This window comes from Nocardia asteroides (assembly GCF_900637185.1).
GTDB classification, from domain to species: domain Bacteria; phylum Actinomycetota; class Actinomycetes; order Mycobacteriales; family Mycobacteriaceae; genus Nocardia; species Nocardia asteroides.
Map to the genome: position 1 here is coordinate 4,688,690 of NZ_LR134352.1, position 15,036 is coordinate 4,703,725.

The 15,036-nt window shown below is 72.0% G+C and carries 15 protein-coding genes; 4 read left to right on the plus strand and 11 right to left on the minus strand.

Annotation, left to right across the window (positions count from 1 at the left end):
* The first annotated feature begins 6 nt into the window (after nucleotides 1–6).
* The gene (locus EL493_RS21915) at nucleotides 7–510 is read left to right on the plus strand and encodes a ubiquitin-like domain-containing protein (protein WP_022566784.1); all 504 of its coding nucleotides are present in this window, start codon (nucleotides 7–9) and stop codon (nucleotides 508–510) included.
* A gap of 159 nt (nucleotides 511–669) precedes the next feature.
* Entirely contained in the window at nucleotides 670–1,206 is a 537-nt protein-coding gene (locus tag EL493_RS21920) for a PadR family transcriptional regulator (RefSeq protein ID WP_019047479.1), read from the plus strand.
* Between the two features lie 13 nt (nucleotides 1,207–1,219).
* On the opposite strand, the gene EL493_RS21925 is transcribed toward EL493_RS21920, so the two are convergent.
* The 3 genes from EL493_RS21925 to EL493_RS21935 form a co-directional block, all read right to left on the minus strand.
* A complete protein-coding gene (locus tag EL493_RS21925) occupies nucleotides 1,220–1,972 on the minus strand; it encodes a cobalt-precorrin-6A reductase (RefSeq protein WP_030203771.1) in 753 nt (250 codons plus the stop codon).
* Between the two features lie 232 nt (nucleotides 1,973–2,204).
* Nucleotides 2,205–3,458, minus strand: coding sequence for a precorrin-6y C5,15-methyltransferase (decarboxylating) subunit CbiE (gene cbiE / locus EL493_RS21930; protein WP_019047482.1), 1,254 nt, complete (start codon nucleotides 3,456–3,458; stop codon nucleotides 2,205–2,207).
* Complete coding sequence (locus tag EL493_RS21935; protein ID WP_019047483.1) at nucleotides 3,437–4,189, minus strand: SDR family NAD(P)-dependent oxidoreductase; 753 nt, start codon at nucleotides 4,187–4,189, stop codon at nucleotides 3,437–3,439. Before EL493_RS21935 ends, cbiE begins: the two co-directional genes overlap by 22 nt.
* A 120-nt stretch (nucleotides 4,190–4,309) precedes the next feature.
* Between EL493_RS21935 and EL493_RS21940 the strand changes: the two genes are divergently transcribed.
* Nucleotides 4,310–4,708 carry a TIGR03618 family F420-dependent PPOX class oxidoreductase gene (locus EL493_RS21940; RefSeq protein WP_019047484.1) on the plus strand — a complete coding sequence of 133 codons (399 nt, stop codon included), beginning with the start codon at nucleotides 4,310–4,312 and terminating at the stop codon, nucleotides 4,706–4,708.
* 3 nt (nucleotides 4,709–4,711) lie between these two features.
* Here the strand turns inward: EL493_RS21940 and EL493_RS21945 are convergent, their stop codons facing one another.
* Nucleotides 4,712–5,839 (minus strand): M24 family metallopeptidase, encoded by a 1,128-nt coding sequence (locus EL493_RS21945; protein WP_019047485.1) that lies wholly within the window; start codon nucleotides 5,837–5,839, stop codon nucleotides 4,712–4,714.
* 118 nt (nucleotides 5,840–5,957) lie between these two features.
* Between EL493_RS21945 and EL493_RS21950 the strand changes: the two genes are divergently transcribed.
* Nucleotides 5,958–6,932 carry a 5'-3' exonuclease gene (locus EL493_RS21950; protein WP_019047486.1) on the plus strand — a complete coding sequence of 325 codons (975 nt, stop codon included), beginning with the start codon at nucleotides 5,958–5,960 and terminating at the stop codon, nucleotides 6,930–6,932.
* 55 nt (nucleotides 6,933–6,987) lie between these two features.
* Here EL493_RS21950 and EL493_RS21955 read toward each other — a convergent pair whose 3' ends face one another.
* The 7 genes from EL493_RS21955 to EL493_RS21985 form a co-directional block, all read right to left on the minus strand.
* On the minus strand, nucleotides 6,988–7,740 hold the full coding sequence (locus EL493_RS21955) for a DUF4333 domain-containing protein (protein WP_019047487.1): 753 nt from the start codon (nucleotides 7,738–7,740) through the stop codon (nucleotides 6,988–6,990).
* 119 nt (nucleotides 7,741–7,859) lie between these two features.
* Complete coding sequence (locus EL493_RS21960) at nucleotides 7,860–10,556, minus strand: DEAD/DEAH box helicase (protein WP_022566780.1); 2,697 nt, start codon at nucleotides 10,554–10,556, stop codon at nucleotides 7,860–7,862.
* A 3-nt stretch (nucleotides 10,557–10,559) separates the two neighbouring features.
* Entirely contained in the window at nucleotides 10,560–11,513 is a 954-nt protein-coding gene (gene tatC / locus EL493_RS21965; RefSeq protein WP_019047489.1) for a twin-arginine translocase subunit TatC, read from the minus strand.
* A gap of 97 nt (nucleotides 11,514–11,610) precedes the next feature.
* Entirely contained in the window at nucleotides 11,611–11,877 is a 267-nt protein-coding gene (tatA, locus tag EL493_RS21970) for a Sec-independent protein translocase subunit TatA (RefSeq protein WP_019047490.1), read from the minus strand.
* Nucleotides 11,878–11,969: 92 nt separating this feature from the next.
* A complete protein-coding gene (locus EL493_RS21975; protein WP_019047491.1) occupies nucleotides 11,970–12,998 on the minus strand; it encodes a 2-dehydropantoate 2-reductase in 1,029 nt (342 codons plus the stop codon).
* Nucleotides 12,995–13,978, minus strand: a complete 984-nt coding sequence (locus tag EL493_RS21980) for a helix-turn-helix transcriptional regulator (RefSeq protein ID WP_019047492.1) — start codon at nucleotides 13,976–13,978, stop codon at nucleotides 12,995–12,997. Before EL493_RS21980 ends, EL493_RS21975 begins: the two co-directional genes overlap by 4 nt.
* A complete protein-coding gene (locus EL493_RS21985; protein WP_019047493.1) occupies nucleotides 13,975–14,970 on the minus strand; it encodes a helix-turn-helix transcriptional regulator in 996 nt (331 codons plus the stop codon). Before EL493_RS21985 ends, EL493_RS21980 begins: the two co-directional genes overlap by 4 nt.
* Nucleotides 14,971–15,036 lie beyond the last annotated feature (66 nt).

The window sequence follows — 15,036 nt, forward strand, 5'->3', positions numbered from 1 at the left end:
ACCACGATGAGAGTTCAGCACCACGCAGATCGTGTTCTCCCCTCCCGGGTGCGCCACGCCGTCGCGACGGCACTCACGGCGGCGGCCCTGCTCGTGCCCGTCGCCGGGCTGTCCGGCGTCGCGACGGCCCAGCCCGGTCCCGGGCTGCCGCCGGTGCCCGGTGCCCCCGCGGCACCCGGCGCTCCCGCACCGGACGTCGCGGCACCGGATGCCGCACCCGCGGCACCGGCGGCTCCGGCGGCTCCCGGCGGGGCGCCCGGCCTGCCCGGCGCCCCGATCGCCGAGACGGCCACCCTGAACATCACCGGACCCGACGGCACGACCATCCAGGTCAGCATCGATCTGGCCGGAACGGTCGACGAACTGAAGGCAGAGGTCGCCACCGAGACCGGCATCCCGGTCGAGAGCCAGCGCCTGCTCACCGAGACCGACGTCGAACTCCAGGACGGCGCGCCGCTGAGCGAGTACAGCTTGCGCGACGGCGACACCCTCTCGGTCTCCCAGCTCTGACCGCGGTCGGGGCGACGGCGATCAGGGCGCGCGTTTCCGCCCGGTCGCCGTCGCTTCGGCGAACTCCCGGCGAACACGCCGCGACGCCCGGCAGGATGGGAACCCGCGCACCCCGGCGTAACATTCCACAGAGGAATGTAGTTCGAAGGGAGTTGACCGTTGACCGACACCGCGACTCGACGCCGCCCGCTGAACTCCACCGCGGCCTCGCTGCTCGGCTTCCTGCACGAGGGCCCGAAGTCGGGCTGGGACCTGGCCACCCAGGCCCAGCATCGCATCGGCGACTTCTGGACGATCACCCAGAGCCAGGTGTACCGCGAACTGTCCGCCATGGACGCGGCGGGCCTGGTGACCAAGGGGGAACGCGGCGCCAGGGAGCGCACCCCCTACCGGATCACCGAGACCGGCCGCGAGGCCTTCGCCGAGTGGATCGGCCGCGATCCCGGCGTCGAGACCATCCGGGTGCCACTGCTGCTGACGCTGTCGTTCGGCGAGCATCTCGAGCCCGCGCACCGGGACCGGATCATCGCCACCAACCGCGACGTCCACCAGGACCGGCTCGATCGCTACCTCGACGAGGACCCGGCCGCGCTCGCCCCGCACCAGCGGGCCACGCTCGAATTCGGCATCGCCTACGAGCGCGCGGTGCTGCACTGGTTCGACCAGCTCCCACGGATCTTCGCCGCCCCGCGCTGAGCACGGGACAAGCTCAGCACACCCGGTGCGCGGCCGCGTCGTGCAGCCAGTCCACGGCGGCGCCGACCTCGCCGACGCTCACCGCGCCGGCGGGCAGCGGCGGCCGGTCGACCATCACCACCGGCAGACCCGCCGTGCGGGCGGCGGCGATCTTCGCCTCGGTCTGCGCGCCGCCGCTGTTCTTGGTGACCAGCACGTCGACCCGGTGGCGCGACATGAGCACCAGTTCGTCGTCGAAGGTGAACGGTCCCCGTGCCAGCAGCAGTTCGTGCCGCGGGGGCATCGGCCCTTCGGGAGCGTCGATCGAGCGGATGACGAACCGCTGGCGGGTACAGCCGGCGAAGGCGCGGACGCCCTGGCGGCCGATGGTGAGCAGCACCCGCTCACCGTGCGCGGACAGCGCCTCGGCGGCCGCCGCCAGGTCCGGCACCCGAGTCCACAGGTCACCGCGCCGCTGCACCCATTCCGGGCGCCGCAGGTGCAGTGCGGGGATGCCGAGATCGTCGGCCGCGGTCGCCGCGTGCGCGCTCACCTGCGCCGCGAAGGGATGGGTGGCGTCCACGACGGCATCGATCGCGTTCTCGCGCAACCAGGTTCGGAGGCCCTCGACACCACCGAACCCGCCGATGCGCACCGGACCGACGGGCAGCCGCGGATGGGTGACCCGCCCGGCCAGGGACGACACGATGTCGAGCCCCCGCTCACCGGACGCGATCCGGGCCAGCTCCCGGGCTTCGCCCGTGCCGCCGAGGATCAGGACCCTCAGGACTGCCCACCGAGGTCGGTCATGGTGGCGAACATCGAATATTTCATGTAACTCCCCATCAATGGACACATCGCACCGGGAGATCTACCCGGAACGGCCCCGACCCTACCCCCGAGCCACGCTTCTTACACGTTCGGTTCGTAACTTTCATGGCGTCGGGATGCTGCGTGAACGGTTTCACCGTGATCTGCGCGTGATCTGCCCGTGATCGGCGGACCGGCCGCGCGCAGCGTCAACCAGCGGGTTTTGTGACGATCCACTGGGCGACCGGCAGCTGCGGGCGCCACGCGGTGAACCCGCCCAGCGGTTCACCCCGGTAGATCTGAAATTTCCGCACGGTGCCGCCGTGGGTGGCCCGCCAGTCCAGCAGCTGCGCTTCCGATTCCGCGGTGACCGCGTTGGCGACCAGGCGGCCGCCGGGACGCAACCGCCGCCAGCACTCACCGAACACGCCGTCCTGGGTGAGACCGCCGCCGAGAAATATCGCGTCCGGCGCCGGGAATTCGCCGTCGGCAAACTCCGAGCGCACTTCGCCGCGGATCGTTATCCCGGGAACGCCGAGCGCGCGCGTATTCGCGGCGATCTGCGCGCGCCGGGCGGGCAGCCGTTCGAAGGTGACGGCCCGGCACAGCGGATGCGTCCGGCACCATTCGATCGCGATACTGCCGGACCCGCCACCGACATCCCACAGCAGTTCACCCGGCGCGGGGGCCAGGGCGGTGACCGTGAGCGCGCGGACCTCGGCCTTGGTGAGCTGACCGTCACCGGTGAAGGCGGTGTCGGCCAGGCCGGGCAGCCGGGTGTCGCGCCTGCGGTCCGGGTCGGCGACGGCGGTGACGGCGATCAGGTTGAGCGGATCGCCGTCGGGGTGCGCCCAGTCGGCGGCGGTGCCGGTGTGCCGATTCTCGTCCGGCCCGCCCAGCTGTTCCAGGACGGTGAGGGCGGAGGCGCCGAAACCGTTGTCGCGCAACAGTTCGGCGAGCAGGCGCGGCGTGGTCTCGTTCTCACTGAGCACCAGCAGGCGGCGGCCGTCGGCCAGTTCGGGCAGCACCGTGGGCAGCGGCCGGGCCACCACGCTCACCACCGGCGTCTCGGCCAGCGGCCAGCCGAGCCGTGCGCAGGCCAGCGACGCCGAGGACGGCTGCGGATACACCCGCAGCGCGTCGGCGCCGAAGCGGCGGGCCAGGGTGACACCGATGCCGTAGAACATGGGATCGCCGCTGGCCAGCACACCGATCCGGCGCTCGGCGGCGCGGGCGAACAACTCGGTCAGCGCGGGCAGCAGCGGGGTCGGCCACGGCACCGATTCGGCCGGACCGGGCGGGAGCAGGCCCAGCTGACGGGCGGAACCGAACACCACCTCGCAGGTGCCAAGGGCGGCGCGGGCCCGCTCGCCGAGCCCGGACCAGCCGTCGGCGCCGATCCCGACGACGACGATCGGGTGACCGGCCCAGGAACCCTCGGTCACCGGGGCATCCGGCGCCACACGAACTGCGGCAGCCGCCGCATCACGAAGAACATCAGCACGATCCGGCCCGGCACCGCGACCCGGGTCGCGCCCTTGCCCAGGGCCCGCACGACGGCGTCGGCGACCTGGCCGGGCGTGCTCGACATCGGCGCGGGCGCCATCCCGGTGGTCATCCGGCCGATCACGAAGCCCGACCGGACCAGCAACAGCTGGACGCCGGTGCCGTGCAGGGCGTCACCGAGACCGCTCGCGAAGCCGTCGAGGCCCGCCTTCGCCGAACCGTAGACGTAGTTCGCGCGGCGCACCCGGACCCCGGCGATCGAGCTGAACACCACGATCTGCCCCGTGCCCTGCGCCCGCAGCAGCGTGGCGAGCGAGGTCAGCACACTGACCTGGGCGACGTAGTCGGTGTGCACCACCGCGACCGCGTGCGCCGGATCGGTTTCGGCGCGGGCCTGATCGCCGAGCACGCCGAAGGCCAGCACCGCGGTGCCGATGCCGCCGTGCTCGCCGGCGATCTTCTCCAGCAGCCGGGCGTGGGTCGCCGTGTCGTCGGCGTCGAATTCCACGGTGTGCACGGCGGTCGCGCCCGCGGCGCGCATCTGCTCGACCTCGGGGCCCAGCGCGTCGGACCGGCGGGCGGCCAGGATCACCACGCGTCCGGGTGCCAGCCGGCGCGCCACCTCGACGCCGATCTCACTGCGCCCGCCCAGGACCAGCACCGGTCCGTCGTTCTGCTGCTTTCCCATGGGGCTCAGTCTGTCATCCCGGCGATGTCCCCGGCGCCGGGCCGCCCCGCGCCGGAATCCGGCCGCCCGGGCCGAAACCCGGGGCGTGGGCCGCCCGCCGGCCCGGCTACCGTTTCCGGTATGCCGACCGCCACCACACCGCTGTCCCCCGCCGCCCTGGACTTCGTCACCGAACGGCACCTCGCCACCCTCACCACCCTGCGCGCCGACGGCACGCCGCACGTGGTCGCGGTCGGCTTCACCTGGGACGCCGAGAGCGGGATCGCGCGCGTCATCACCGACGGCGCGTCGGTGAAGGCACGCAACGCGGCGCGCGGCAGGTACGCGGCGGTGAGCCAGCTCGACGGACCGCGCTGGCTCACCCTGGAAGGGCCCGCCACCGTGCTCACCGAGGCCGACGACGTGGCCGAGGCGGTGCGCCGCTACACCGCCCGCTACCGGGTGCCGCGGGAGAACCCGACGCGCGTCGTGGTGGCGATCCAGGTGCGCCGGGTGCTGTCGTCGAGCACGCTGAAGTAGCGGCTACAACACCGTCAGGCCGTGCGGCCGGTTGTTCATCGACTCCGCGCCGTCGGCGGTGACGACGACGATGTCCTCGATACGGGCGCCCCACCTGCCGCGGAAGTAGATGCCGGGCTCGATGCTGAAGGCCATGCCCGGCTCGAGCACCAGGTCGTTGCCCGCCACGATGTAGGGCTCCTCGTGCACCGACAGGCCGATGCCGTGCCCGGTGCGGTGCACGAAGGCGTCGCCCAGGCCCGCCTCGGCCAGCACGGTGCGCGCGGCCGCGTCGATGGACTCCGCGGTCACCCCCGGGCGGACCGCGGCGACAGCGGCCGCCTGAGCGGCCTCGAGCAGGGCCATCCGCTCGGCGACCTGCTTGCCCGGACTGCCCAGGACGTAGGTGCGGGTGGAATCGGAGTAGTAGCCGGGCTCGACCGGGCCGCCGATGTCGATGACGACCACATCGCCCGGCTCGATCACCCGGTCCGAGACACCGTGGTGCGGATCGGCGCCGTGCGGGCCGCTGCCCACGATGACGAACGCGGCCTCGGTGTGCCCCTCCTCGACGATGGCGGCGGCGATGTCGGCGCCCACCTCGGCCTCGGTGCGGCCCACCCGCAGGAACTCGCCCATCCGCGCGTGCACCCGGTCGATGGCGGCACCGGCACGGCGTAGCGCCTCGATCTCGGCCTCGCCCTTGATCATCCGCGCCTGCCGCAGCACCGGCGTGGCCGAGGCGGGCAGCCCGGAGGTGGATTCGGCCAGCGGGATCAGGTGCAGGGCGGGCATGGCGTCGGCCACGGCGATCCGCGAGCCGGCGTGCAGGGTCGAGCGGACCAGCTGATACGGGTCGACGCCGTCGACCCAGTCCAGGATCTGCAGGCCGAGTTCGCCCGCGGCCGAACCGTCCAGCGAGGCCAGCTCGAGTTTGGGGATCACCACCGAGGGCGTCGCCCCGTCGGCCGGGATCACCAGGCAGGTGAGCCGTTCGAAGGATTCGGCGGCCGATCCGATCAGGTATCGCAGATCGGGCCCCGGGGTGATCAGCAGGGCGTCCAGATGCGCCGCGCGCATCAGCTCCACCGCCCGCTCCAACCGCTCACCGTAGACATCGGCCGCGAACCTGGCATCCGTGTGCGCGCTCATAGCCCCCGACGTTACCCGCCGCGGGCGGTGCGGCCCAGGACGGCGTGACCGCCCGCCGGGCCGACGCGCAGCCCGGGCCACGGGCGCGGTGGGCCCGATCCGGGGCACAATCACGGGCGTGACCGTTGACCACACCTCGCGCGGACCCCTGCTGATCCTCGACGGAGCCAGCCTGTGGTTCCGCGCCTACTACGCGATCCCCGACAAGCTCAGGGCCGCCGACGGACGCTCGGTGAACGCGCTGCGCGGCTTCACCGACATGGTGGCCTCGCTGATCACCAAGCACCGCCCGAGCCGGCTGGTCGTCGGCCTCGACCTGGACTGGCGCCCGCCGTACCGGGTGGCCCTGGTGCCCTCCTACAAGGCGCACCGGCTCGACACCAGCGCGGGCGCGGCGCCCGGCGCCGAGGAGGTGCCCGACACTCTCACCCCGCAGGTCGAGATGATCATCGAGGTGCTCGCCGCGGTGGGTATCGCCACCGGCGGCGCCGAGGGCCTCGAGGCCGACGACGTGCTGGGCACTCTGGCCAGCCGCGAGCGCCGGGATCCGGTGATCGTCGTCAGCGGTGACCGCGACCTGCTGCAGCTGGTCCGCGACGACCCGGCACCGCCGGTCCGGGTGCTCTACGCGGGTCGCGGCCTGGCCAAGGCCGAGCTGTTCGGCCCGGCCGAGGTGGCGGCGAAATACGGTGTGCCCGAACAGAACGCGGGACCGGCCTACGCCGACATGGCCACCCTGCGCGGCGACGCGTCCGACGGGCTGCCCGGCGTGGCGGGTATCGGGGACAAGTCGGCCGCGCAGCTGATCTCGAAGTTCGGCTCCCTGGACGCCCTCACCGCGGCCGTGGCCGACCCGGAGTCCGACCTGGCCAAGGGTGTGCGCGCGAAACTGGCGGCGGCCCAGGACTATCTGAAGGCCGCGGCCCCGGTGGTGCGGGTGGTCCGCGACGCGGAGGTGATCCTGTCCGGTCCCGACACGCTGCCCGTCACCCCGGCCGACCACGACCGGCTGCTCGCGCTCGCCACCGCCTACAACGCCGAGAGCCCGATCACCCGGCTGGTCACCGCGCTCACCGCGGTGCACCGGGCCTGACACGATGCCGGGCCGCCCGCGAACGCGGACGGCCCGGAATCGGTGACGTGACAGCCTAGTTCGGCCGGCCGACCTCGTAGGTGCCGTCGTCCTTGGTGATCTTCACGGTGACCTTCTTGGCCTCGCCGCTGACCTTCAGGTCGCAGGTGAAGGTCGCGTCGACCTTGACCTCTTGGCCCGAGGGGCACGACACGTCGGACACGTCCGCGATGCCGTAGGAGTCCTTCAGCACGCGTGAGACGCCGTCCTGCACCGCGGCGGAATCGAGTTCGTCGGAGGAGAACACGACCAGCAGCAGACCGACGACGGCGGCGAGCACCAGCACGCCCGCCGCGATCAGGCCGATGATCAGGCCCTTGCCCTTGCCACCGGAGGACGGCTGCGGCTGCTGGCCCCACTGCTGCTGCGGCGCGGGCTGCTGCCCCCACTGCTGCTGCGGCTGCTGGCCCCACTGCTGCTGGGCGTTGCCCGCCTGGGCATTCCAGTCCTGCGGCGGCGGCTGCGTCTGCCCCCACTGCTGCTGCGGACCGGTCGGCTGCTGCGGCACCCCACCCTGCTGCGGCTGCTGACCCCACTGCGGCTGCGCGGGCTGCTGGGGCTGCTGGCCCCACTGCTGCTGCGGCTGCTGCGCGTTCGGATCACCCCAGTGCTGGGTGGGCTGCGCCTGCTGCGGCTGTTGCGGTGGCTGCGCCGCGCCACCCCAGTGCTGGGTGGGACCGGCGCCACCGGCCCCCTGCTGACCTCCCCAGTGCTGGGTGGGATCGTTGCTTCCCTCCCCTGGGCCGTTCGGTCCGTACGGGCCGCTCATCCACTCGCCTCCACTCGCATCGTTGTACATACGGTAGCCCCCCGCGCCAGGCCAGCCGCTTTCGCACGACTCCGCCATCACGGTCGGTACGCCAGGAAATCAAATCACAGACGTATCCACTACGCGGCGTCCACCGCGACGACACCCCGCCGGACGGCACGCACCGCCTTGGCCGCGGTGCCCGCGATCTCGGGATCGTCGGCGGTCTTGTCGATCTGGTCGAGCAGATCGATGACCTGCCTGCACCAGCGCACGAAATCACCGGCCGACAGCGGCGTGCCCTGGTCGCCACTGGCCAGCAACGCCTCGGCCAATGCGTCGCCACGCGCCCACTTGTACACGCCGGTGACGAACCCGAGATCGGGTTCCCTGGTGGGCGGCAGCTTGTGCCGCGACTCGTCGGCGCGCAGCTGCGACCACACCTCGATGGTGGCTCCCACCGCCCGCCGGATCGGCTCGGTGGGACCGGACGCGGTGAGGAAGCCGCCTTCCTGGCGCGATTCGTAGACCAGCGTCGACACCACCGCCGCGAGTTCGGCCGGGCCGAGCCCGCGCCACAGGCCCTGCCGCAGCGCCTCGGCGACCACCAGGTCGCTCTCGGCGTAGATCCGGGCCAGCCGCCTGCCGTCGGCGGTCACCTCGCCGCGCTCGACGAAGCCGCGTTCCTCGAGCAGGCCGACGATCCGGTCGAAGGTGCGGGCGAGCGAATTCGTCGTCGCGGCAACCTTCTGGCGCATCGTCTCGGTCTCGCGCGCGAGCCGCGCGTAGCGCTCGCCGGTGCGGCTGAGCTGTTCGCGATCGGGACGGTTGTGCGCGGGATGCGCGCGCAGGCTGCGCCGCAGGGTGGCCAGTTCCCGGTCCTCGCCCGCCCTGGTGTGGTCGTTGCGCCTGCGCCTGCCGGGCGCGGAGATGCCGGTGCCGCGCAGCGCCGAGGCGAGGTCGCGCCGGATCCGGGCGGTGCGGTGGTCGACGCGCCGGGGCAGCCGCATGTGCCCGAGTGCCTCGGCGGGCACCGGGAAGTCGGCGGCCGAGACACGGCCCGCCCAGTGGTCCTCGGTGAGGACCAGCGGACGCGGGTCGCCGGGTGTCTGGTCGGGTTCCAGGATGACCGCGAGACCGGCCCGCCTGCCCGACGGAATGGCCACCACGTCGCCACGGCGCAGTTCGATCAGCGCCTTCACCGCGGCGCCGCGACGGTCGGCGCGGCCCTTCTGCTGGATCTCGCGTTCCCGCTGCTTGATCCGCTCGCGCAGCGACATGTACTCCATGAACCCGCTCTCGACGCCGCCGAGCTGGCTCTCCAGTTTGCGCATCGCGCCCTGGTTGCGTTCGATGCCACGGACCAGCCCGACCACCGAGCGATCGGCCTGGAACTGGGCGAAGGACCGTTCGAGCAGTGCCCGCGCCTCCTGCGCGCCCATCCGGTCGATGAGGTTGATGGACATGTTGTAGCCGGGCCGGAACGAGCTGCGCAGCGGGTAGGTGCGGGTGGAGGCCAGACCCGCCACGGCGCTGGTGTCGACCTCGGGCTGCCACAGCACCACCGCGTGGCCTTCCACGTCGATGCCGCGGCGGCCCGCGCGCCCGGTGAGCTGGGTGTACTCGCCCGGGGTCAGTTCGGCGTGCGATTCGCCGTTGAACTTCACCAGCCGTTCCAGCACCACGGTCCTGGCCGGCATGTTGATGCCCAGCGCCAGCGTCTCGGTGGCGAAGACCGCCCGCACCAGCCCGCGCACGAACAGGTCCTCCACGGTGTGCCGGAAGGCGGGCAGCATGCCGGCGTGATGGGCGGCCAGCCCCCGGTGCAGCGCCTCGCGCCACTCCCAGTAGCCGAGCACCTCGAGGTCGCCCTTGGGCAGGTCGCCGGTGTGCTTGTCGATGATCGCGTCGATCTGCTCGCTGTCGCCGGGCCTGCTCAGGTCCAGGCGCGAGCGCAGGCACTGGGCCAGCGCGCCGTCGCAGCCCGCGCGACTGAAGATGAAGGTGATCGCGGGCAGCAGGCCTTCCTCGTCGAGGCGGGCCAGTACTTCCGGGCGCGGCAGCGGACGGAAGCCGCTGCGGCCGCCGCGACCGCGCGGTCCGCCGTAACCCTGCATGCGGTCGGCGGTCTCGCGCTGGCGGATGAACCGCACCAGGTCCTCGTCGACGAGCACCTTCTGATCGCTGGACTTGGTGTCGAACAGGTCGAACATCCGCCTGCCCACCATCACGTGCTGCCACAGCGGCACCGGCCTGGTCTCGTCGACCACCACCGCGGTGTCGCCGCGCACGGTCTCCATCCACGCGCCGAACTCCTCGGCGTTGGAGACCGTGGCCGACAGGCTCACCAGCCGCACGTCCGGCGGCAGGTGCAGGATGACTTCCTCCCACACCGCGCCGCGGAACCGGTCGGCCAGGTAGTGCACCTCGTCCATGACCACGTACGACAGGCCCCGCAGCGCGTCGGAGGACGCGTAGAGCATGTTGCGCAGCACCTCGGTGGTCATCACGACCACGGGCGCGTCGGGATTGATCGACTGGTCGCCGGTGAGCAGGCCGACGCTGTCGCGGCCGTACCGTGCGGTGAGGTCGGCGAACTTCTGGTTCGACAGTGCCTTGATCGGCGTGGTGTAGAAGCACTTGCCGCCCGAGGCGAGCGCCATGTGGACCGCGAACTCACCGACGATCGTCTTGCCCGCGCCGGTCGGGGCGCACACGAGCACACTGTGCCCGTCTTCCAGCGCCGCGCAGGCGTCGCGCTGGAAAGGGTCGAGATCGAAGGAGATTTCGCTGGCGAACCGCGCCAACTCGCTGGCCCCCGCGGGAGAATCGGTCACCCGTCAGAGCGTATCGGAGTAGTCCGACACCGGGCGGGTGGTTTTCTCCGGGTCGGCGACCGGGGCGGCGGGGGTGACCGGGGCTGGTGTGTCCAGCGGGGAGGCTTCCTCGTCCGACAGCGCGCCCCAGCCCTCGGACGCGGCGCGGCGGGCGCGGCGGGCGTCGTTGAACCGGGCGAACTGCACGGCCAGCTCGAACAGCACCGTCAGCGCGCAGGCCAGCGCGAGCATCGAGAACGGGTCCTGCGGGGTGACGATCGCCGCGAAGACGAACAGGCCGAAGATGATGCCGCGCCGCCACGCCTTGAGCTTGACGTAGGGCAGCACGCCCACCAGATTCAGCCCGATGATCACCAGCGGCGTCTCGAAGCTGACGCCGAAGATGATCAGCAGATTGATGATGAACCCGAAGTACTGGGTACCGCTGAGCGCGGTGATCTGGACGTTGTCACCGATGCTCAACAGGAACGACAACGCGTGCGACACCACGACGTAGGCCAGCACCGCGCCCGCCACGAACAGCACCGTGCCCGACACCACGAACCCGACCGCGTACCGGCGCTCCTTGGCGTACAGCCCCGGGGTGATGAACGCCCACAGCTGGTACAGCCAGAACGGCGCCGCCAGCACCACACCGGCGGTGAAGCCCACCTTCAACCGCAGCATGAACTGTTCGAAGGGGGCGGTCGCGAGCAGCCGGCAGGTGCCGTCGGGGGTCAGCGCCGCGCGCGAGGACTCCGGCAGCGAACAGTAGGGTCCGCGCAGGATCTCACCCAGGCTCTCGATCCCGAGGAACGGGTGCGCGTACCAGAGGAAACCGAGCAGCGTGGTGACCGCGATGGCGGCCAGCGCCAGCAACAGCCGCGTGCGCAGTTCCTGCAGGTGCTCGACCAACGACATGGTGCCGTCGGGATTCGTCCTGCGCTTGCTGCGCCGGGGATCGAACGGAATGCGCATGGTGGGTGGTGGCCTCTAACCCTCGGTCCGGCGGATGCTCGTCACAACAGCGCTCAGCCCCGGAGCGGTTGTCCGCGCTCCGGGGTGAGGACCGAGGTCAGACCGACTTCTGGTTCGGCTGCGGTTCGGCGATCGGTGCCTGCGCCTGCGGTGCGGACGCGGGCAGCTGCTGCGGCGGCGCCGGCGTGGCGGCGGTCTGCGCGGCCTGCGGAGCGGACTCCGACTGCATCTGGCCGACCTCGCTCTTGAAGATGCGCAGGGACCGGCCGAGACCACGCGCCGCGTCCGGCAGCCGCTTCGCGCCGAAGAGCAGGACGAACAGCAACGCGATGATCAGCAGGTGCGTCCAGCTGAACGTGCCCATTATCAGTTACCTCCAAAGACTGTGGTGATTACCGATGCTACCTGCACGCGCGGCGTGGTGACCGGTCACCCGCAGCGGTGTTCGCCACGCGTTCAACCCCGGCCGCCGCCCGCCGCGCCGCTCAGCTCGGCGAACAGCCGGCTGCCGCTGTAGCGGCGGGGGTCGCCGGATTCGGCGATCCGGATCAGCTCGGTGAGCTTGCGGTTGACCGGCGTCGGCTCCCCCACCATCTCGCCCAGCCGCACGATTTCCCCGCACAACCACGCGATTTCGGTGCGCCTGCCCAGGGCGAGGTCGTCGGCCATGGACGAGCGGGCCAGCGGGTCGATCGCCAGCACCCGGCCGAACACCCGGCGGAACACGACATCGGGCACCCGTAGCAGGTGCACCATCAGTTCCGGCGGTACCGCGGTCAGCTGGGCGGGCCGAATTCGCGCAGTGTTCATCACCGCCAGCGCCTCGGCCTGGGTGAGGGCCAGGCAGCGGCGGTAGTCGCGCTCGGCCAGTTCCTCGCGCAGCGGCAGCCCGGACAGCGCGTTGATCGGGTTGTTCAGGTTGAGCAGCAGCTTGGCCCACTGCACCGGGCGCAGGTCGCGGTGGCGGCGCAGTGGCAGCCCCGCGGCGCGGAACTGTTCGGCGAACCGGTCGACCACCGGGTCGTCCTGCACGGCGACCACGCCGTCGCTGGCCCGGTGGAAGTTGCCGTTGCCGCGATGCACGACGTTGAACATCACCATGCCCGCCAGCACGATGGCCGTGGGCAGGACCTCCCGGATCAGGGTGTCGTTGCCGATCCCGTTCTGCAGGCTCACCACCGGGGTGCCGGGCCGCAGCCGTCCGGCGACGGCGCGCACCGCGGCCGCGGTCGCGGCGGACTTCACCGTCACCAGGACCAGGTCGGCCAGTTCCGGTTCGTCGGGTTCCAGGGCCAGGCCGAAGCGGTCGGGCGACACCTCGGTCGCACCGCCGTCGAGGTCGGTCAGCCGCAGCCCGTGCTCGGCGATGTCGTCGAGCACCCGCTGCCGTCCGACGAAGATCACTTCCATGCCCGCGGCGGCCAGGTGACCGCCGACGAAGACCCCGACGCTGCCCGCACCGAGGACCAGTACTCGCTGGTTCACGCCGGCTCGGTCTCCCCCAGCAGTCCGGCGGCCGCGTAGGCGGCCAGGGCCGCGTCGGCGCGCTCGCGCACCGCCGCGACCAGGTCGGGAGGGCCGAGCACGCTGACGCCGGTGCCGAAGCCCAGCAGCAGCCGCGCCATCCAGTCGGCCGAGGCGAAGCGCATGCCCGCCTCGATACTGCCGTCGGGCCGGGACTGGATGCGGTGCATCGGGTACTGGTCGAGCACCCAGGCGTAGTCGGCGCGGATCCGCAGCCGGGCCAGCGGCACGTCGGGGTCGTCCTGGAACAGGTCGAGAGCGGCCGCGTCGGCGGCGGCGTGGCTGGGCGGGCGCGCGGGTTCGTCGAGTTCGGCGGCGTCCTCGATCCGGTCGAACCGGAACAGCCGCACCCCCTCGGCCTGCCTGCACCAGGCCTGCAGATAGCTGTTGTTGTCGACCAGCACCACCCGGATCGGGTCGACGACGCGTTCGGACACCTCGTCGCGGCTGGCCGAGTAGTACACCAATCGCACCGCCCTGCCGTCGGCGAGCGCCGCGCGCACGGTGGCGACCACCGGCTGTTCCACCGGCACGACCGCCGGCTTCCCGGTGGCGACGGCGTCGCTGCTGGCGATGGCCGATTCGATCTTGGCGATGGCGGCGTGCGCGGCGGTCGGATCCACCATGCCCGGCATCTCCACGATCGAGCGCAGCGCCACCAGCAGCGCGGTGGCCTCGGTGGAGGTCAGCCGCAGCGGGCGGTCGATACCGGCCGAGAAGGTGACCTCGATGCTCTCCTCGGAGAACGACAGGTCGATCAGATCGCCGGGCCCGTAGCCGGGCAGCCCGCACATCCACAGCTGATTGAGATCGCTCATCAGCTGCTTGGTGGTGACCCCGAGTTCGGCGGCGGCCTCGGCCGCGCTGATACCCGGGTGCGCGAGCAGGTACGGCACCATGTTCAGCAGGCGCGAAAGGCGCAGGGACAGACGCGAACTCACGACGTGACCTCCGTGTGGTCGAGTACCGACCGTAACCGGTTCATCACGTCGGCGCGCAGTTCCGGCGGATCCAGCACGAGAACATCGGGTCCGAGGCCGGTGATCAGCCGGGCCACCCAGTCCCGCGAACGCACCGGAACCGTCACCACCGAGCCCGGCCTGCCGCCGAGTTCGCCGGTCTCCACCTCGGTGCCGATGCGGCGCAGTTCGCGCCCGCGGCCCTTGGCGACCCAGACCGTGGCCGTCCCGGTGACGGGCGCGTCCCCGGTGACCCGGTCGACGATGGCGCGCAGGTCGGCGTCCTCGGGCTTGCGCACGGCGTTGACCGGACCGTACGGCGTCACCTCGCCGCCGATGCGCGACAGCCGGAAGGTGCGCACGGCGTCGCGCTCGCGGTCGTGCCCCACCAGGTACCAGCGCCCGTGCCGGGTCACCACGCCCCACGGTTCCACGTCGCGGGTGACGAACGGGTCGGTGATCGCGCTGTGGTGCCCGAAGCGCACCGCCTGTCCGGCGTCGACGGCGGCGAGCAGTTCGCGCAGCACGGGTTCGGAGCCGCGGGTGCGCGCGGGCACCGCGGGCACCGACACCCCCACGTTCTCGGTCTCGACGGTCACCCCGGCCGCGCGCAGCTTCAGCAGCGCGCCCTCGGCGGCACTCGCGAGTTCGGGTGAGGCCCACATCTGCACGGCGACGGCGACGGCGGCCGCCTCCTCGCTGGACAGGTCGATGTCGGGCAGTTCGTAGGCGTCCCGGTTGATCCGGTACCCCTCGAGCGTCGAGAACCGCCCCACCGGGCCGACTTCCAGCGGAATGCCCAGGTCGCGCAGTTCGTTCTTGTCGCGCTCGAACATCCGGCTGAACGCCTCGTCGGTCGCGGAGTCCTCATAACCGGCCACGCTGGCGCGAATCCGCTCCGCGCTCAGGAACTGCCGGGTCGACAGCAGCGCGATGACCAGATTCATCAGCCGCTCGACCTTGGATATCGCCACCCGATAGAGGGTAATGGTCGCCCGTCCGTCACGGCGCGTCGGCGCACGGTTGCGGCACGGACCGGG